This is a genomic window from Streptomyces gelaticus (genome assembly GCF_014649535.1).
In the GTDB taxonomy this organism is placed as follows: Bacteria; Actinomycetota; Actinomycetes; order Streptomycetales; family Streptomycetaceae; genus Streptomyces; species Streptomyces gelaticus.
Genome location: NZ_BMTF01000021.1, coordinates 80,323 through 98,330 on the forward strand (window position 1 = coordinate 80,323; position 18,008 = coordinate 98,330).

15 protein-coding genes and 1 pseudogene are annotated in these 18,008 nt (G+C 69.6%); 7 read left to right on the forward strand and 9 right to left on the reverse strand.

The window, feature by feature from the left end; translation table 11 throughout:
• Positions 1 to 88 precede the first annotated feature (88 nt).
• From IE107_RS25995 to miaA, 4 genes are all read right to left on the reverse strand, one after another.
• Positions 89 to 2,254 (reverse strand): RelA/SpoT family protein, encoded by a 2,166-nt coding sequence (locus IE107_RS25995; RefSeq protein WP_189546760.1) that lies wholly within the window; start codon positions 2,252 to 2,254, stop codon positions 89 to 91.
• A 143-nt stretch (positions 2,255 to 2,397) separates the two neighbouring features.
• On the reverse strand, positions 2,398 to 3,270 hold the full coding sequence (gene dapF, locus IE107_RS26000; protein WP_189546761.1) for a diaminopimelate epimerase: 873 nt from the start codon (positions 3,268 to 3,270) through the stop codon (positions 2,398 to 2,400).
• A 98-nt stretch (positions 3,271 to 3,368) separates the two neighbouring features.
• The gene (locus tag IE107_RS26005) at positions 3,369 to 3,806 is read right to left on the reverse strand and encodes a hypothetical protein (RefSeq protein ID WP_189546802.1); all 438 of its coding nucleotides are present in this window, start codon (positions 3,804 to 3,806) and stop codon (positions 3,369 to 3,371) included.
• Positions 3,807 to 3,913: 107 nt separating this feature from the next.
• Positions 3,914 to 4,852, reverse strand: a complete 939-nt coding sequence (miaA, locus tag IE107_RS26010; RefSeq protein ID WP_189546762.1) for a tRNA (adenosine(37)-N6)-dimethylallyltransferase MiaA — start codon at positions 4,850 to 4,852, stop codon at positions 3,914 to 3,916.
• A 192-nt stretch (positions 4,853 to 5,044) separates the two neighbouring features.
• Here miaA and IE107_RS26015 point away from each other — a divergent pair, with 192 nt between their 5' ends.
• Entirely contained in the window at positions 5,045 to 5,281 is a 237-nt protein-coding gene (locus tag IE107_RS26015; protein ID WP_189546763.1) for an antitoxin, read from the forward strand.
• Between the two features lie 85 nt (positions 5,282 to 5,366).
• Here the strand turns inward: IE107_RS26015 and IE107_RS26020 are convergent, their stop codons facing one another.
• Together IE107_RS26020 and miaB are read right to left on the reverse strand one after the other, a co-directional pair.
• Positions 5,367 to 6,080 carry a class III extradiol dioxygenase subunit B-like domain-containing protein gene (locus IE107_RS26020; protein WP_189546764.1) on the reverse strand — a complete coding sequence of 238 codons (714 nt, stop codon included), beginning with the start codon at positions 6,078 to 6,080 and terminating at the stop codon, positions 5,367 to 5,369.
• Between the two features lie 60 nt (positions 6,081 to 6,140).
• Complete coding sequence (gene miaB / locus IE107_RS26025; protein WP_189546765.1) at positions 6,141 to 7,670, reverse strand: tRNA (N6-isopentenyl adenosine(37)-C2)-methylthiotransferase MiaB; 1,530 nt, start codon at positions 7,668 to 7,670, stop codon at positions 6,141 to 6,143.
• A 156-nt stretch (positions 7,671 to 7,826) separates the two neighbouring features.
• Between miaB and IE107_RS26030 the strand changes: the two genes are divergently transcribed.
• Entirely contained in the window at positions 7,827 to 8,825 is a 999-nt protein-coding gene (locus tag IE107_RS26030) for a TAXI family TRAP transporter solute-binding subunit (RefSeq protein ID WP_189546766.1), read from the forward strand.
• Between the two features lie 24 nt (positions 8,826 to 8,849).
• Here the strand turns inward: IE107_RS26030 and IE107_RS26035 are convergent, their stop codons facing one another.
• Both IE107_RS26035 and IE107_RS26040 read right to left on the reverse strand, forming a co-directional pair.
• The gene (locus tag IE107_RS26035; protein ID WP_189546767.1) at positions 8,850 to 10,244 is read right to left on the reverse strand and encodes a sensor histidine kinase; all 1,395 of its coding nucleotides are present in this window, start codon (positions 10,242 to 10,244) and stop codon (positions 8,850 to 8,852) included.
• Positions 10,245 to 10,259: 15 nt separating this feature from the next.
• Positions 10,260 to 10,952: a response regulator transcription factor gene (locus IE107_RS26040; protein ID WP_189546768.1), complete on the reverse strand. Its 693-nt coding sequence runs from the start codon at positions 10,950 to 10,952 to the stop codon at positions 10,260 to 10,262.
• A 356-nt stretch (positions 10,953 to 11,308) separates the two neighbouring features.
• On the opposite strand from IE107_RS26040, the gene IE107_RS26045 reads away from it, so the two are divergent.
• The 5 genes and pseudogenes from IE107_RS26045 to IE107_RS26065 all read left to right on the forward strand — a co-directional run.
• Positions 11,309 to 12,094 carry an amino acid ABC transporter ATP-binding protein gene (locus IE107_RS26045; RefSeq protein ID WP_189546769.1) on the forward strand — a complete coding sequence of 262 codons (786 nt, stop codon included), beginning with the start codon at positions 11,309 to 11,311 and terminating at the stop codon, positions 12,092 to 12,094.
• 32 nt (positions 12,095 to 12,126) lie between these two features.
• Positions 12,127 to 13,050, forward strand: coding sequence for a glutamate ABC transporter substrate-binding protein (locus IE107_RS26050; protein ID WP_189546770.1), 924 nt, complete (start codon positions 12,127 to 12,129; stop codon positions 13,048 to 13,050).
• Between the two features lie 110 nt (positions 13,051 to 13,160).
• Positions 13,161 to 13,808, forward strand: coding sequence for an amino acid ABC transporter permease (locus IE107_RS26055; protein WP_189546771.1), 648 nt, complete (start codon positions 13,161 to 13,163; stop codon positions 13,806 to 13,808).
• Entirely contained in the window at positions 13,805 to 14,683 is an 879-nt protein-coding gene (locus tag IE107_RS26060) for an amino acid ABC transporter permease (protein ID WP_189546772.1), read from the forward strand. The genes IE107_RS26055 and IE107_RS26060 overlap by 4 nt, the downstream gene beginning before the upstream one ends.
• A gap of 239 nt (positions 14,684 to 14,922) precedes the next feature.
• A pseudogene (locus tag IE107_RS26065) lies at positions 14,923 to 15,888 on the forward strand (IS1380 family transposase); the annotation flags it as partial.
• A 243-nt stretch (positions 15,889 to 16,131) separates the two neighbouring features.
• Here IE107_RS26065 and ltrA read toward each other — a convergent pair.
• Positions 16,132 to 17,448 carry a group II intron reverse transcriptase/maturase gene (gene ltrA / locus IE107_RS26070; protein WP_229867250.1) on the reverse strand — a complete coding sequence of 439 codons (1,317 nt, stop codon included), beginning with the start codon at positions 17,446 to 17,448 and terminating at the stop codon, positions 16,132 to 16,134.
• Between the last annotated feature and the right edge of the window lie 560 nt (positions 17,449 to 18,008).

An 18,008-nucleotide genomic window follows, 5' to 3' on the forward strand; every position in this document is an offset into this window, starting at 1 on the left:
GCTACCAGCGACTTCCCGCTGGGCAGGCGCGGCGCGCGCCGCGCCACCCGAATGAGAGCGCGCGGCGGACGGCACCGGGCCGCCTGCGTCAGACGGTGGCCGCGCGGTGCCGGGCCCGGCTCACGTCGTACACCCCGGGCACGTCGCGCATGGCGCGCATCAGGGCGGGCAGTCCGGCCGCGTCGGGGAGTTGCAGGGTGTAGGTGTGCCGGACACGCTGCTCGCTGGGCGGTTCGACGGTGGCGGCGATGATCGCGGCGTCCGCCGTCGCGATCGCCTCGGTGAGATCGGCGAGCAGCCGGGGGCGTCCGAAGGACTCGGCGATCAGCGTGACCCGGCACTCGGTGACATCTCCCCAGCTCACCCCGACCGGCGCCCGGCCGACGGACCGCATCCTGGCGACAGCGGGACACTCCAACCGGTGCACGGTGACGGCCCCGCCGCGCACCACGAATCCGGTGACGGCGTCGGGGGGTACGGGGTTGCAGCAGCCCGCGAGCCGTACGGTGGCGTCCGGCCGGTCCGCCACGGCGGTCGCGGCGGGCCCGGTGCCGCCGGTTTCCTGCGCCTGTGGTCCCGGCCTGGTGGGGCCCTGCGACGGCTGACCGGGCCCGGACCGTGCGGGCCGACCGCCGTGTGGGCTGAGGGCGTCCTCGGGGTGGGCGTCCAGCCAGCCGCTGATGGCGATGCGGGCGGCGGGGGTCCGGGCGTGGTCGAGCCAGTCGGGCGAGGGGCCGGAGGCGGCGTCCTCGGCGAGCAGCAGCTGCACGGTGTCGCCGTCGCTGAGCGCGGTGCCGAGGGTGGCCAGCCGGCCGTTGACCCGGGCGCCGATGCAGTTGTGCGCCTCGTCCCCGTACTGCGCGTAGGCGGCGTCGACGCAACTGGCTCCGGCGGGCAGCCCGAGCGTGCCGCCGTCGGTCCGGAAAACCGTGATCTCCCGGTCCTGGGCCAGGTCGGCGCGGAGCGTGGTCCAGAAGGTGTCGGGGTCCGGGGCGGACTGCTGCCATTCGAGGAGCCGGGAGAGCCAGCCCGGCCGGGTGGGGTCGGCCCGCTCGCCGTCCGCGGGTTCGGCCGGCTGGGGGCCGGTGCCGCTGTCCGCGGCGTACGGATTGCCGAGGGCGATGACCCCGGCCTCGGCGACCTTGTGCATCCGGTGGGTACGGATGAGGACTTCGGCGACCGCCCCGTCCTCGCCGACGACGGCGGTGTGCAGCGACTGGTACAGGTTGAACTTGGGGGCGGCGATGAAGTCCTTGAACTCGGAGATCACCGGGGTGAAGCAGGTGTGCAGTTCGCCGAGCACGGCATAGCAGTCGGCGTCCTCGCCGACGAGCACCAGCAGTCGGCCGAAGTCGGTGCCGCGCAGCTCGCCGCGTTTGATGCCGACCCGGTGCACGGAGACGAAGTGGCGTGGCCTGATGAGGACTTCGGCGGGGATGCCGGCCTCCCGCAGCACTGTCGTGACGTTCCCGGCGATGGCCGCGAGCGGGTCCTGGCAGGCGGCTCCGGAACCGTCCGGCCGCGCCGACGCGGCGGCGATCAGCGCGCGGGTCCGTTCGTACTCCTCGGGATGGAGGATCGCGAAGACCAGGTCCTCCAGCTCGGTCTTGAGGGCCTGTACACCGAGCCGTTCGGCCAACGGGATCAGTACGTCGCGGGTGACCTTGGCGATCCTGGCCTGTTTCTCGGGCCGCATCACACCGAGGGTGCGCATGTTGTGCAGCCGGTCGGCGAGCTTGATGGACATGACCCGGACGTCGTCCCCGGTGGCGACGAGCATCTTGCGGAAGGTCTCCGGCTCGGCGGCCGCTCCGTAGTCGACCTTTTCGAGTTTGGTGACGCCGTCGACGAGATAGCAGACCTCGTCGCCGAACTGGTCCCGCACCTGGTCGAGGGTCACATCGGTGTCCTCGACGGTGTCGTGGAGCAGCGAGGCGGTGAGTGTGGTCGTCTCGGCGCCGAGCTGGGCGAGGATCAGCGTGACCGCGAGCGGGTGCGTGATGTACGGCTCGCCGCTCTTGCGCATCTGTCCGCGGTGCGAGGACTCCGCGAGTACATAGGCCCGGTGCAGGATCGAGAGGTCGGCGTCCGGGTGGTGGGCCCGGTGGGCCTCGGCGACATGGCCGATGGCGTCGGGCAGCCGGTCGCGGGGGACGGGGCCGAGGAGCGCGACACGGCCGAGCCTGCGCAGATCGATCCGGGGGCGGCCCCGTCTGCGGATGGGGGCACCTGGGCTGGTGGCCTCTGCGCTCATGGGGGGGCACCTCCGGCGACGTCGACCGGCGGTGGGGAGACGCGGTCGCGCCTCCGGGCCGGTGCTTGATGCTACCGAGCCCACCACGTGGCGGAGTCCGGCTCTCGCCCAGCGTGAAACGGATCACCCATTCGAGCGAAGCTCTAGGCCCTTGCCGTTTCGAGCCAGGCGGAGTCGATCAGGCCCTCGGCGACGATCACCGCCGGTCCGGTCATCTCGATCCCGCCGTCCGGCCGCTCGGTGATCACGAGGGTGCCGCCGGGCAGATCGACCGTGTACGTGACGGGGGTGCCGGTCTCCGCGGGGTCCAGGCCGTCCCTGCGGGCCGCGGCCACGGCCACGGCGCAGGCGCCCGTGCCGCAGGAGCGGGTCTCGCCGGAGCCGCGCTCGTGGACCCGCATGGCGACATGGCGCGGTCCGCGGTCCACGACGAATTCGATGTTGACGCCCTCGGGGTAGACGGTGCCGGGGCTGTAGGGCGGTACGGAGCGCAGATCACCGGCGTGTGCCAGGTCCTCGACGAAGGCCACCGCGTGGGGATTGCCCATGTTCACGTTGCGGGCGTCCCAGCTGCGGCCGCCGAGGCTGACCGTGACGCCGTCCTCGGGCAGGAGCGCGCGCCCCATGGAGACCGTGATCTCGCCGTTCTTGGCGATGTGCACCTTCTTCACGCCGCCCCGGGTCGCGACGGCGAGGTCGCCCTCCTCGACGTGTCCGGCGCGCCGGAGGTAGCCGGCGAAGACCCGTACGCCGTTGCCGCACATCTCGGCGATCGAACCGTCCGCGTTGCGGTAGTCCATGAACCACTCGGCCTCGCCCGCCATGGCCTGCGCCTCGGGGTGCGCGGCGGACCGTACGGCGTGCAGCAGCCCGTCACCGCCGATACCGGCGCGGCGGTCGCAGAGCCGGGCGACGACGGACGCGGGCAGGTCGATGATGTTGTCCGGGTCGGGAACGATCACGAAGTCGTTCTCGGTGCCGTGACCCTTGAGGAAGGCGATCTGCGAGGTGCTCACACGGCAACTGTACGAAACGGCGCCGCCGACCGGCGGCCCCGGGCGGTCCCGCAGGCCCGGGGTGAGGGCCGGCCCGCGGAAGGGGCCCCGCTCCTGGCTCAGCGGAGCCGCGCCACCCGCCAGATGGCCAGCGCCACCAGCGCGCCGGCGACGACGACGTACAGGGCGATCACCCGCCAGTCGGACCGCTCGCCCGAGCCCCGCTGCGGCAGACCCGGCCAGGTGTATCCCACGCGGCGGGCGGCCATCATGCCCCAGCCCGCAGCGCAGCAGCTGATCAGCAGGCCCAGCATGGCCACGACCGCGCCGCCGTCGCCGAACTCGAAGGCCAGCGGGAAGGCGAACATCAGTGATCCCACTGCGGCGAGCATGACGATCGGTGCCAGCTGCCAGATTCGCAGCTTGCGCGCGGGCCGCAGCTCGACCTCGACCTCGGGGGTCGCTTCGAGCTCGTCCGGCCCGTCGGGGCTCAGACTTCCTGTCCCGTGCAGCGCGTCCGGTGCGTCTTGTTCAGTGTCGCGAGGGCCGGCCTCCATCGCCACGCGCCCTCCCAACTCGGACTCCACTGGTCGATCGATGCTCGATGATGGCACGCTCCGGGGCACCGAAATGACGGGCAGGGCTTCCCGATGCCATCACGTGATCAGGCTGTAACCGCTCGTTCGACCAACGCCAGCGCCCGGCGCGGGAGTTCCCCCCGGTCCTCCGCGGCTCCGCTCAGCCACTGGACCCGCGGGTCGCGGCGGAACCACGAGTCCTGCCGGCGCGCGAAGCGCTTGGTGGCGCGCACGGTCTCGGCACGCGCCTCCTCCTCGGTGCATTCCTGGGCCAGCGCGGCCAGCACCTGCTGGTAGCCGAGCGCCCGGGACGCGGTCCGTCCTTCGCGCAGACCCTGTTTCTCCAGGGCGCGGACCTCGTCCACGAGTCCGGCCGCCCACATCCGGTCGACCCTCAGCGCGATGCGTTCGTCGAGTTCGGGGCGGGCCACGTCGACGCCGATCTGGACGGTGTCGTACACCGCATCGTTACCGGGGAGATTGGCGGTGAAGGGCTTGCCGGTGATCTCGATGACTTCAAGGGCCCGGACGATCCGGCGGCCGTTGCTCGCCAGGATGGCCCGGCCCGCCTCGGGATCGGCGGCGGCGAGCCGGGCGTGCAGCGCTCCGGAGCCTCGCTCGACCAGCTCCTCCTCCAGCCTGGCCCGTACGCCGGGGTCCGTGCCGGGGAACTCCAGGGCGTCGATGGCGCCCTTCACATAGAGCCCGGAGCCGCCGACCAGGACGGGGGTGCGGCCGGCGGCGAGCAGCCGGTCGATCTCGGCGCGGGCCAGCCGCTGGTACTCGGCGACGCTGGCGGTCTCGGTGACGTCCCAGATGTCCAGCAGGTGGTGCGGGACGGAGCCGCGTTCGGCGGGAGTCAGCTTCGCGGTGCCGATGTCCATTCCCCGGTAGAGCTGCATGGAGTCGGCGTTGACCACCTCGCCGTCGAGCTGCTGAGCAAGGAATACCCCCAGATCGGACTTTCCGGCCGCAGTGGGACCGACGACGGTGATGACCCGCGGTGCGGGAGCTGAACTTCTCACCGCCACAGTCTCGCAAACCTCCGCACCTCTTCCCGAACGAGTGAGTTTGCCCCGTCGTGCCACAGACACCCCGGACAGCGCGGATCGTCTCGCACGACAGTAGAATCCAAAGTAGCTATGGGCGTTTTTTCATGGTTCGTTCATGGATCGAGGAAGCGCCCGACCCCAGTCCCCCAGCAGGGAAGGTGCCCGATGGGCTTCCTGGACAATTTGAAGGCCAAGCTGAGCCCCGCCAAGGAAAAGGTCGGCGAACTCGCGCATCAGCACGGGGACAAGATCGACCACGGTCTCGACAAGGCCGCACGGACAGTCGACCAAAAGACCAAGGGCAAGTACAGCGACAAGATCGAGTCCGGTACGCGGAAGGCCAAGCACGCGGTCGAGCGCCTGACCCACAAGGACGAGGGTGGTACACCGCCCGCTTCCTGACCATGAACTGATCAAGTCGGACGCACGGCCGTGGAGCGACGACGCTGCACGGCCGTCGGCCGTTCGTCCCCGGGCGGCAGAGGGCTCACGACCAGGTGGCGACCAGGTAGCCCACCCCGTACGGAGCGTCCTCGTACAGCAGCCGCCCGGCCAGGCCCGCTCCCTGCGCCGCGCCCGCGAGCACCTGCCAGGGTGCCCGGCCCGCCGCCTTCAGCTCGTACGCCAGTGACTCGTCCAGCGCGATCAGCGCGCCGGTGTCCGCCGCGCCCAGCGCACGGGCGGCCGCCGCGTCGAAAGCCTCGGCTCGCTCGTCCAGATAGCCCGGGGCCTTCAGCGTGCGGCAGGCGCTGCCGTCGCCCATCACGAGCAGCGCGACCCGGTCCGCCCTGGCGGCCAGGTCCCGTCCGGCGCTCGTGCAGCGACCGGTCTCCAGCGGCTCCCCCACGCCCAGCCCCTCGATGGGCGCACCGTCCCATCGCGCGCGGGCCAGCAGCCAGGCGCCGACGGCGAGGGACGGCGGGAGCGTGTCGTCCGCCACCGGTCCGCGGTCGCGCCCGAGCCGGACGCCGAGGTCGACGCCGAAGCCCTTGAAGGTGCCGGTGGCTCCCTCCGGGTGCGGGCCGCGCCCCGGCAGGTCCGCGGGCCCGACCACGACCAGCAGATCGGGGCGCGCGGCGGCGAGCACACCGAGGGCCTCGGCGCAGGCGTCCCGCGCGGCGTCGAGCTCGGGTGCGGCCCCGGCGGCGACCTCGGGTACCAGCAGGGGCGGGCAGGGGCAGACAGCGGCGGCGACAAGCATGGGGGGCAGCGTACTGCTTGGCCCCGGCGCGCCGGCCAGCCGCCGTCGGGCTCCGCTGTGTCAGTCGCGGCCGCAGCCGGGGGACGCCGCGGCCGGCAGCGGCGCCGGGGCTCCGATGCCCGGCAGTCCCAGCATCACTCCGGCCGGCTCGGCGGCCTCGGCGGCGGTGCGCCTCTCCCAGGCGTCCCCGGCGCGGGTCCGCCGCACGGCCACCGGTGCGCCCTCGGCAAGGAGGTGGTGCGGGGCCGCGTAGGTGATCTCGACGGTCACCACGTCGCCCGGCCGCACGTCCTCGTCCGGCTTGGTGAAGTGGACCAGGCGGTTGTCGGGGGCGCGGCCGGAGAGGCGGTGGGTGGCGCCGTCCTTGCGGCCCTCGCCCTCCGCGACCATGATCTCCAGCGTCCGGCCGATCTGCTTCTTGTTCTCCTCCCAGGAGATCTCCTCCTGGAGGGCGGACAGGCGCATGTACCGCTCCTGGACGACCTCCTTGGGGATCTGCCCCTCCATCTCGGCCGCCGGGGTCCCGGGGCGCTTGGAGTACTGGAAGGTGAAGGCGTTGGCGAAACGCGCCTCGCGGACCGCGTGCATGGTCTGCTCGAAGTCCTCCTCGGTCTCGCCGGGGAAGCCCACGATGATGTCGGTGGAGATGGCAGCGTCCGGCATCGCGGCGCGCACCTTCTCGATGATGCCGAGGAAACGCTCCTGCCGGTACGAGCGCCGCATCGCCCTGAGGATCGTGTCGGAGCCCGACTGCATCGGCATGTGGAGCTGGGGCATCACATTGGGCGTCTCGGCCATCGCCGCGATCACGTCGTCCGTGAAGTCGCGGGGGTGCGGCGAGGTGAAGCGCACGCGCTCCAGCCCTTCGATCTTCCCGCAGGCGCGCAGCAGCTTGGAGAAGGCCTCGCGGTCGCCGATGTCGGAGCCGTACGCGTTCACGTTCTGGCCGAGCAGGGTGATCTCGGAGACGCCCTCGGCGACCAGGGCCTCGATCTCGGCGAGGATGTCGCCGGTACGGCGGTCCTTCTCCTTGCCGCGCAGCGCCGGGACGATACAGAAGGTGCAGGTGTTGTTGCAGCCGACGGAGATCGAGACCCACGCGGCGTAGGCGGACTCGCGCCGGGTGGGGAGCGTGGAGGGGAAGGCTTCCAGGGATTCGGCGATCTCGATCTGCGCCTCCTCCTGGATACGGGCGCGCTCCAGCAGCACGGGCAGCTTGCCGATGTTGTGCGTCCCGAAGACGACGTCGACCCAGGGGGCCCGCTCGACGATGGTGTCGCGGTCCTTCTGCGCCAGGCAGCCGCCTACGGCGATCTGCATGCCGGGCCGCTTGGTCTTCATCGGAGCGAGCCGGCCGAGGTTGCCGTAGAGCTTGTTGTCGGCGTTCTCCCGCACCGCGCAGGTGTTGAAGACGACGACGTCGGCGTCGCCGTCGGAACCCTCGTCCGCACGGACGTAACCCGCGCCCTCCAGCAACCCCGCCAGCCGCTCGGAGTCGTGGACGTTCATCTGGCACCCGTAGGTGCGGACTTCGTAGGTCTTGGGTCCCTCGACGCTCACTGCGGGGCTCCGGTCGCTGCTGCTGGTCATGCCCTCCAGGGTAGGTGGTCCGGGGAGGGCTCCCGCCGGGCGGCCGCGGCGGGAAGCCGCGGGCGGCGGAGCGGGGGCGCCGAGCACGACCCGGCATGGTGGCGGGTGTGAGGCCGGCCCTGGTCATCGCCGGAGCGGGCTGGCAGGATCGCCGCCATGCTCCAGGCCCTCTCCCGAATCGGCAGGCGCCGCGTCCTCCAGGCGTGCGCCGCCGTCGCCGTCGTGCTCGGGCTGCTGCTGTGGTGGCTGCTGCCGCTCGGGCAGCCGGCACCGACCGGAACGCTGACCTTCAGCACCGGTGTGCGCAGCGGGGTCTACCAGCGCTACGGGGAGCGCCTCAAGGGGGACCTGGCCACGGATCTGCCCGAGGTGTCGATACGGCTCCGGACCAGTGAGGGCTCGCAGCAGAACATCGCACGGGTGGCGACCGGGAAGGCCGACTTCACCATCGCCACGGCCGATGCGCTCGCCACCTATCTGCACAGCGGCAAGCCCGGCGCCGACCGGCTGCGGGGCTGTGTGCGGCTGTACGACGACTACATCCAGCTGGTGGTGCCCCGCGACTCGGGGGTGCGGAAGGTCGCGGATCTGCGTGGCAAGCGCGTCGGGGTGGGACAGCGAGGTTCGGGCGTGCGGCTGGTCGCCGACCGGCTGATGACGGCCGCGGGTCTCGATCCCAGCGACGACGTGAAACCGGTTCCCTCCGGTATCGACACCATGCCGGAGCAGCTGGAGGACGGCCGGCTCGACGCCTTCTTCTGGTCGGGCGGGCTGCCCACCTCGGCCGTGCAGGAGTTGTCGGACCGGTTCGCGATCCGGCTGGTGCCGCTGGAGGCTTCGCTGGTCAAGGAGCTCCAGGCCGCGGGCGGGTCCGCCCGCTACTACCGTTCGGCGGTGATGCCCGCCGACGCCTACCGCAACGCGCAGCAGGACCAGGCGGTACCGACGGTCGCGGTCGCCAATGTGCTGGTGACCACGGACCGTTCGGATCCGGCGTTGACGGAGGCGTTCACCCGGACCGTGATCGACAGCCGGGACCGGATCGGGCGGGAGGTGCACGCGGCCCAGCTGGTGGATCTGCGTACGGCGATCTACACCGATCCGCTGCCGCTGCACGAAGGGGCCAGCCGCTACTACCGCTCGGTCAAGCCCTGACCCGTGCCTCCTTCACTGTTCCGCTCAGCCCCGCGGGCCGTTGCGCGGCACCGAGACCGTCACCCGCAGTCCGTGCGGCTCATGGGGCGCGTAGCTCAGGGAGCCGCCGCCGGCCGCCAGGAGCGCCTGCGAGATGGAGAGCCCGAGGCCGGAGCCCCGGATGTTCTGATGCTGGGTGCTGCGCCAGAAGCGGTCGCCGATGCGTTCCATCTCCGCCGCGGTGAGGCCCGGTCCGCGGTCGGCGACGACGACCGTGACGTCGTCGGGGCCGGAAGCGACCGTGACGACGACCTCCTCGTCGGCGGGGGTGAACTTCAGGGCGTTGTCGATGATCGCGTCCAGCGCGCTCGACAGTGCGACGGGGTCCGCCCAGGCGGTCACCGCGGACGAGCCGTCCATCCTCAGCCGTACCCCCTTCTCCTCGGCGAGCGGCCGCCAGGACGCGGCGCGCTCCGCGGTGAGCGCGCCGATGTCCGTGAGCTGGAGGTCGGCCGCCGCGTGTTCGGCCAGCGCCAGGTCGAGCAGGTCGTCGAGGACCTGCGCGAGGCGCTTGCCCTCCGTGCGCACGGAGGCGATCTCCTCATTGCCCTCGGGGAGTTCGAGCGCGAGGAGCTCGATCCGCAGCAGCAGCGCGGCGAGGGGGTTGCGCAGCTGGTGCGAGGCGTCGGCGACGAAGGCGCGCTGCTGCTCCAGCACGTTCTCGACGTTGTCGGCCATCTCGTTGAACGACCGGGCCAGGCGCCGCAGTTCCGGCGGCCCGCCGGAAGCCGCGACCCGGGACCGCATCCGCCCGCTGGCGATGTCGTGGGTGGCCGCGTCCAGGGTCCCGACGGGCAGCAGCACCCAGCCGGTGAGGCGGATCGCGGCGCCGACCGCGACCAGCATCGCGACGACTTCGCCGGCCGCGATCAGCAACCAGCCACGCAGCGTGCGCGCGCGCATCTCCTCGGTGGGCGAGTCGAGGACCACGACGGCGACCACGTCGCCGTCCCGTACGACGGGTGAGGCGACGACGACCCTGCCGTCCTGCCACGGCCAGACCTGGGGCGGATCGTGGCTGCGCCGGCCGAGCAGGGCCTCCTTGAACGCCTCGCGCCCCTCCCCCTCGATCGGGAGCTGCCAGGCGGCGGGGGCCTTCGCCATGGCGCTGTCGTCGCGGTAGAAGACACCGGCGCGGATGCCGTAGACCGACGCGTAGGTGTCGAGCTCGCTGCGCAGGGTGCGCCGTCGCTCGTCGTAACCGGGCCCGCGCTCGGTGATGAACTGTGCGAGCGCGGCGAAGCGCGCCGTGTCGTCGATGCGGTCGATGACGACGCGCTGCTGCTGGGCCGCCGCCACGCTGACGGCCAGCGGGAAGCCGAGGGCGAGCAGCACGCCCGCCATGAGAATGATGAGCAGGGGAAGCAGCCGGGTGCGCACCTGGGACGTACGCCTCTACGCGGGCGGGGCGACGAGCCGGTAGCCGACCCCGCGCACCGTCTCGATCAGTGCGGGCAGCCGCAGCTTGGAGCGCAGCGAGGCGACGTGCACTTCGAGTGTGCGCCCCGTGCCCTCCCAGCTCGTACGCCACACCTCGCTGATGATCTGCTCCCTGCGGAACACCACCCCGGGGCGCTGGGCGAGCAGCGCGAGCAGATCGAACTCCTTGCGGGTGAGCTGGACTTCCACCCCGTCGACGCTGACCCGGCGGGTCGGCAGCTCGATGTGGACATGTCCGAGACGCAGTGCGGCGAGGGGTGTGGGCACGGTGTCCTCGCCGGTCGCCTTGCGCCGGCTGACGGCGTGGATACGGGCGAGGAGTTCGCCGGTGTCGTACGGCTTGACCACGTAGTCGTCGGCGCCGAGGTTGAGGCCGTGGATGCGCGACCGGACGTCGGCACGCGCGGTCACCATGATCACCGGGGTGGAGGTGCGCTTGCGGATCTTCCCGCACACCTCGTAGCCGTCCTGGTCGGGCAGGCCGAGGTCGAGGAGCACGACACCGAACGGCTCCGTGTCCGCGGGCAGCAGCGCCTGCAGCGCCTCCTCGCCGCTGCGCGCGTGCACGACCCGGAAGCCGTGCCGGGCCAGGATGGCGGAGAGGGCGGCCGCGACGTGGTTGTCGTCCTCGACGAGCAGCAGTCTCATGGCCTCCCTCTCCGGTTCTCCGTTGGTTTCGGTCGTACGGTGCCGGTACGCGGCAGCAGATGTTCGGTGCTCTCTCCCGTACGCTCCCCGCCATTTCCCCGTACCGAGGCGTTTCAGGTCATGGCGTACCAGGGCATCCACTCCGATGAGGGGCAGGTCAGTCAAGGCCCGCCCGCCGCATCCGGCCATCTGTTATCCACCCGGTACGCCGCAGGCGTCACACCCCTCGCCCCGTTCACACGGAGTGTCCGGTTGCCGCCGGATCGTTATCCTCAATTTCCGCTCAGATGTAATGACGCTGGTAGCACCGCGTCACTAGGGTCCTTCCCAACCGAGGAGGACGGAGCAAGAAGCCGATGAGCGGAGTTTCAGTGACCAAGGGCGCCGAGGACGCCGCGCCTGCGGCGAACGACCTTGTCGTACTGAGCAACGTCAACAAGCACTTCGGCGCGCTGCATGTGCTCCAGGACATCGACCTGACGATCGCCCGTGGCGAGGTCGTGGTCGTCATCGGACCCTCCGGGTCCGGGAAGTCCACGCTGTGCCGCACGATCAACCGCTTGGAGACGATCGACTCGGGTGCCATCTCGATCGACGGCAAGCCACTGCCCCAGGAGGGCAGGGAGCTGGCCAGGCTGCGCGCCGATGTCGGCATGGTCTTCCAGTCGTTCAATCTCTTCGCGCACAAGACGGTGCTCGAGAACGTGATGCTGGGCCAGATCAAGGTCCGCAGGACGGACAAGAAGACCGCGGAGGACAAGGCCCGTTCGCTGCTCGACCGGGTGGGTGTGGCGACGCAGGCCGACAAGTACCCCGCCCAGCTCTCCGGCGGTCAGCAGCAACGCGTGGCCATCGCACGGGCGTTGGCGATGGACCCGAAGGTGATCCTTTTCGACGAGCCGACATCGGCGCTCGACCCGGAGATGATCAACGAGGTGCTGGAGGTCATGCAGCAGCTCGCCCGGGACGGCATGACGATGGTCGTCGTCACCCATGAGATGGGCTTCGCGCGCTCGGCCGCGAACCGGGTCGTCTTCATGGCCGACGGAAAGATCGTCGAAGAGGCCACGCCCGACCAGTTCTTCAGCAACCCGCGCAGCGACCGGGCCAAGGACTTCCTGTCGAAGATCCTTCACCACTGACGACAACGACCTACGGCATAAGGAAAGTTCCCATGAAACTCCGCAAGTCAGCCGCCGTCGCGGCCATCGCCGTGCTCGCCCTGACAGCGACCGCCTGTGGCGGCAAGGAGGGCTCGGCCGGTGACAAGCCGTCCGGGACCAAGCCCGGCGCCTCGGGCGCCCCCGAGCTGCCGAAGTACACCGTCGCAACAGGCGTCGACCTGGACTCGCCGACCTTCAAGGCGGCGAAGAAGCGCGGCAAGCTGATCATCGGCGCCAAGGCCGACCAGCCCTATCTCGGTTTCGAGGACCAGTCGACGAAGGAGCGCTCCGGATTCGATATCGAGATCGCCACGATGATCGCCGCCGATCTGGGCTTCTCGAAGGACCAGATCGAGTGGAAGACCGTGGACTCGGGCATCCGTGAGACCGCGATCTCCAAGGGCCAGGTCGACTACTTCGTCGGCACGTACACCATCAACGACGAGCGCAAGAAGCAGGTCGGTTTCGCCGGCCCGTACTACAAGGCAGGTGCTGACCTGCTCGTACGCAAGGACGACACGTCCATCACCGGCAAGGACGCCGTGAAGGGCAAGAAGGTCTGCTCCATCGTCGGCTCCACGCCGCTCCAGGAGATCAAGAAGCCCGAGTACGGCGCGAATGTCGTCGAACTGGCCAAGTACTCCGACTGTGTACAGCAGTTGCTGACCAAGCAGGTCGACGCGGTCACCACCGACGACTCGATCCTGAAGGGTTACGCGGCGCAGAACAACGGCAAGCTCCGCGTCGTCGGCAAGCCGTTCACGGAGGAGCCCTACGGCGTGGGCCTCAACAAGGACGACAAGGTGCTGCGCGACGCCATCGACGACTCGCTGGAGAAGCACGTCCAGGACGGCACGTACCAGAAGATCTACGAGGCGACCCTGGGTCTGTCCGGCTCGAAGTACACCGCTCCGCCGGCTGTCGAACGTTACTGACGCCGCCAGTTGACCGAAGTGTCCCGTACGCGTCTCCGCCTCCCCGTGCGCGTACGGGGCACCCCCCTCTCCCCTGCCCCGATGCCGCTGCCTGCCGACGCGGAGACCTCATGAATGTACTGCTCGACAATTTTCCAGAGTTTCGCGACGGCTTCATAGGAACCGTGTCGATCACCGCTGTCAGCTCGGTCATCGCACTGGTCCTCGGCGTCCTTGTCGCCGGACTCAGGGTCTCGCCGGTGCCGCCGCTGCGGATCTTCGGCACCGCGTGGGTGACGCTGCTGCGCAACACCCCTCTGACTCTCCTCTTCCTGGTCTCCTTCTTCGTCGTACCGGAGATCTTCTTCCCTGGCATGAGCCCGTTCCTGCTCGGCTCGCTGGCACTCGGCTTCTACACCTCGTCGTTCGTGTGCGAAGCAGTCCGCTCAGGCATCAACACCGTTCCGCTGGGGCAGGCCGAGGCTGCCCGCTCCATTGGTATGACGTTCTCCCAGACGCTGAGGATCGTGGTGCTGCCGCAGGCCACACGAACCGTCATTCCCCCGCTGAGCAGCATTTTCATCGCACTCACCAAGAACTCGGCGATCGCCGGCGCATTCAGTGTCACGGAGCTGTTCGGCTGGCAGAAGCTCATGAGTGACCGCGGTTACGCCATCGCTCCTGTCTTCATCTGGGTGGCCCTCGGCTATCTGGTCGTCACCTTTGCCATCAGCGGTCTGTTCTGGCTGGTCGAACGTCGTATGGAGGTCGCCCGATGAGTGCCAGCGTTCTCTACGACACACCGGGCCCGAAGGCCACCGTACGCAATCGGCTCTACGCCGTCGTCGGGTCCCTGGCCATCCTGGCTCTGCTCGTCCTCAGCTTCGTGAGGCTGTCCGACAAGGGGCATCTGGCCCCCGAGATGTGGGACATCTTCAACTACGCCGGCATCCGGCAGAACATCGCCGACGCCGTAATCGCCACTCTGAAGGCCTTCGGCCTGGCCGCGATCGGCTCGCTGATCCTCGGTGTGATCCTTGCGATGGGCCGCCTCTCGGACCACAAGCCGGTCCGCTGGCTGGCCACCGCGTTCATCGAGTTGTTCCGCTCGATCCCCCTGCTGATCACCATCTACGCGATCTGGGTCGGCTTCCTCACCGACTACTCGATGTGGGCGCTGGCACTCGGCCTGTCGGTCTACAACGGCTGCGTCCAGGCCGAGGTGTTGCGCGCGGGCATCAACTCCGTGCCCAAGGGACAGGGCGAAGCGGCATACGCCCTGGGTATGAGCAAGACCCAGGTGATGGTCAGCGTGCTGATCCCGCAGGCGGTACGAGCCATGCTGCCCACGATCATCAGCCAGCTCGTGGTCACCCTCAAGGACACCTCTCTGGGCTTCATCATCCTGTACCCGGAGCTGCTTCAGACCGCCCGTCTGATCGCCTCCAACACGCAGGTGAACGGGCAGTACCCGTACGTCTCGACCATCATCGTCATCGGCGCCATCTACGTCGGCATGTGCCTTCTGCTCTCGGCGCTCGCCACCTGGATCGAGAAGCGCGGACGACGGACTAGCAAGGGCTCGGGCCCCGGGGATGCGCCGGAAACCATCGGTGCGCCGTCGCGCCTACGCGACAATGGAAGCGCCGTCTGACAGCTCGTCGACAGAAATTCCCGAGGGGCGGGGTGCAACTTTCCCCGCCCTTCGCCGCGTTCCGGTGCAAATCGGCCCAGCTCCGCCAGCTTCTCATTTTGCTAACGGTTAGCAGAGAATCAACATGGTGATTTGATCTCCGCTGACCGGCATGATCGACCTGGCCGACCACCCGGACGGCACCCGGGCCATCGTCCGGCGCGAGCGGGTGCACCCCGGTTCCCATGACCAAGGACGCGGCCCCGGACGCAACAGGTCAGGTGATCGTGGACCTGGACGGGGTGCCGATGCTGGCCCATTCCAAGCAGCAGGATGCCACCGCGACCTGGAAGAAGACCTTCAGTCACCATCCGCTGATGACCTTCGTCGACCACGGAAGCGACGGTAGCGGAGAGCCGGTGGCCGGCCTGCTCAGGCTGGGCAACGCAGGCAGCAAGACCGCCGCCGATCACATCATCACGGCCCGACTCGCTCTTGCCCAGCTGCCGAAGAAGTACCAACGCGGACGCCGAACACTGTTGCGTACCGACTCCGGCGACGACACCCATGAGTTCGTCACCTGGCTCGCCCAACAAGACAGGTGGCTGTCGTACTTGGTCGGCATGACAATCACCGAGCAGATCCACCAGGCCGTCCTCAAGGTCCCGCCCGCCGCCTGGACGGCGACCGTCGAACCGCAAGGCGAGATCCGCGGCGGCGCCTGGATCGCCGAACTCGACGGCGATGTCCTCAAGGGCTGGCCCAAGGGCATGCGGCTGGTCGTCCGCAAAGAACGCCCTCCCCCCGGAGCACAGTTGCGGTTCACCGATGCCGAGGAACTGCGGCTCACCGCGTTCGCCACCAACGCCCCGATCGCCGCCCTTGAACTGCGACACCGTCAACGCGCGCGGGCCGAGGACCGCATCCGAAACGCCCGCGCGACCGGCCTGCGCAACCTGCCCCTGCACAAGGCGGCGCAGAACCAGATCTGGCTGGAGATCATGCCGATCGCCCTGGACCTGCTGGCCTGGATGCCCATGCTCGCCCTGACCGGCGAAACCCGCAGGCGGGAACCCCGCTGCCTGAGGCTCCGCCTCTTCTTCGCCGCCGCCCAGCTCGTCACGACCGCCCGCCGCCGACACCTAAAATTCGCACACCACTGGCCCTGGACCGACGTCATCACAAGCGCGATCGAGCGACTCGACGCCCTCCCGAACCCCGGCTGACCAGCAGATTCACCTGCCCCTACGAGAAGAAGGCCCAACCCGGAGCAGTGGAACCCGGCGTCCACCCGAGACGACACCCCGGCCCTCGGCTTGCCCAGCCACAGTCACCGACAAAGAAATGGGCCGCCGACAAGTCGACGGCCCATCACGTAGGGTCGGGGGCTGGCGCGGTGGCGTAGTACGTACGCTCCGTTTCCAGCCCCCGCCGCATCGAACCGTGCGTGCGGTTCTCCCGCACACGGCTCACCGACGCCGTTCACCACCGGCATTCGGACTGCCCCGCCAGTCCCGGAAGGGTCTGGGTGCAACAACGGTTCCGTGCAGGGCGATCAGCCCCAGAGAGTCCTGGGCGGCGAAGGCAACCACCGCCCAGCCGAACTTCCTGGTGCGCCGGTGCTTCTTGGCGAGAAACCCGCCGATCCGCATCCGCGCATACGAGCCGATCTGGTCAAAGACATGGGCCGAATTCCCGAACCGGAAATACGCAGCCCAGCCGCGCAGGAACGCGTTCACGTCCTCCACGATCACCTTGACCGGCCGCAACAGCCTGCGCCTGTCCGTGAGTTCACGGATCCGGTCGCGGGCGTGCTGCATCGCCCTTGCCGAGGGCCAGCGGGCGAGGAAGGCAACCGGGCGCCGATTGCCGCGCTGCCGGGACGTGACCCACCGATGGTGGAAGCCGAGGAAATCGAACCCCTCGCCACCCACCTGCAGGTGCACGATCCTGGTCTTGGCCGCCTTCGGCTCAAGGCCGAGTTCGGCCAGCAGGCCCTTCAGCCGCTGCAGGGCGGCTTCGGCCTGCTCGCGGCTGGCGCACATCACCACCGCATCGTCGGCATAGCGCACCAGCACCCCGTGATCCCGTGTCGACCATGCCCGGTCCAGCCGGTGCAGATAGACATTGGCCAGCAGCGGGGAGACCACCCCGCCCTGCGGAGTGCCGGACACCGGCCGACGGACCTGACCGTCCTCCATGACCCCGGCCCGCAACATCGCGCGCAGGAGCTTGAGGACCGACCGATCCACGACACGTTCCTCGACCGCCTGCATCAACTTCTCATGGGGAATCGCCTCAAAGCAGTTGGCGATATCCGTCTCCACCACCCAATGCCTGCCCCGCCACGCCTCATCCACGAGAACCTGGAGAGCATCGTGTGCTCCGCGCCTGGGCCGGAACCCGAACGAGCACGGGAGCATGTCGGCCTCGAAGACCGGCTCGAGCACGATCTTCAACGCGGCCTGCACGATCCGGTCGCGAACCGAAGGAATCGACAACGGCCTCTGCTCCGCTACGCCAGGCTTTGGAATGAACACCCGGCGCGCGGGCAACGGCCGCCAGCGGCCTTCCCGCAATTCTGCGGCCACCTCGCCGAGGAGACGGTCAACGCCGTACTCCTCAACTTCAGCCAGAGTGATGGCGTCAATGCCCGGCGCGCCATTGTTTCGACGCACCATCACCCACGCGCGCCTCAGTACGTCCCTGCGGTGGACCTTGTCCCCCAGCGCGTGAAACCGTCGTCCGGGGTCGGCCTTGGCCGCCCGGTAGAGCGCATGCTGCAAGGCTCGGACCGGATCCAGCTTCAGGGATCCCGACGTGGCGGAATTAGCCGAAACGGCACTCACCAAGCCCCTCCAGACAACCTGCACATCGACGAAGCAGCGGCCCTTCCCTGGCTGGCGGTTGTGTTGTCCGCCGGCTCATCGCGGTACTACGGCCGCCTCCGACGCCCACCCGGCTCGCGCCCACTTCCCGGGGATCACCCGGTTATAGGACGCGCAGCTTCCGGCAGCACCTGTCCGCAGGCCGCCGGGCCGGGGAGGGCCTCCCCAGTTCCCGCTGTCACCGTCGCAACGTTCCATGCCCCATACGCCGGGGAGTCCCTCACGGCTGCATCTCCAGGATCTTCGCCGCTTCCATGGCCTTCGCCCTGATTTCGGGGGCTCGGCACTCCCTGTCCCCGCCCCGAGAGGCGGGCCTCTAACGACGCCGCAGACTTCGCGTGATGCTACGGACCGCTGCTTTGCTCCCCCTTGCAGGGCTTTCGACACTGGGCTTCGACGCCGGGCGTTTCCCCCCGACGCCGCCAGTCTGCTACCGGGCCTCCTGGCAGCTACCCGGA

Coding starts and splice junctions, on each gene's coding strand:
- IE107_RS25995 (WP_189546760.1), bottom strand. CDS start 2,254: ATGAGCGCAGAGGCCACCAGCCCAGGTGCCCCCATCCGCAGACGGGGC.
- IE107_RS26005 (WP_189546802.1), bottom strand. CDS start 3,806: ATGGAGGCCGGCCCTCGCGACACTGAACAAGACGCACCGGACGCGCTG.
- IE107_RS26015 (WP_189546763.1), top strand. CDS start 5,045: ATGGGCTTCCTGGACAATTTGAAGGCCAAGCTGAGCCCCGCCAAGGAA.
- IE107_RS26020 (WP_189546764.1), bottom strand. CDS start 6,080: ATGCTTGTCGCCGCCGCTGTCTGCCCCTGCCCGCCCCTGCTGGTACCC.
- miaB (WP_189546765.1), bottom strand. CDS start 7,670: ATGACCAGCAGCAGCGACCGGAGCCCCGCAGTGAGCGTCGAGGGACCC.
- IE107_RS26030 (WP_189546766.1), top strand. CDS start 7,827: ATGCTCCAGGCCCTCTCCCGAATCGGCAGGCGCCGCGTCCTCCAGGCG.
- IE107_RS26040 (WP_189546768.1), bottom strand. CDS start 10,952: ATGAGACTGCTGCTCGTCGAGGACGACAACCACGTCGCGGCCGCCCTC.
- IE107_RS26045 (WP_189546769.1), top strand. CDS start 11,309: ATGAGCGGAGTTTCAGTGACCAAGGGCGCCGAGGACGCCGCGCCTGCG.
- IE107_RS26050 (WP_189546770.1), top strand. CDS start 12,127: ATGAAACTCCGCAAGTCAGCCGCCGTCGCGGCCATCGCCGTGCTCGCC.
- IE107_RS26055 (WP_189546771.1), top strand. CDS start 13,161: ATGAATGTACTGCTCGACAATTTTCCAGAGTTTCGCGACGGCTTCATA.
- IE107_RS26060 (WP_189546772.1), top strand. CDS start 13,805: ATGAGTGCCAGCGTTCTCTACGACACACCGGGCCCGAAGGCCACCGTA.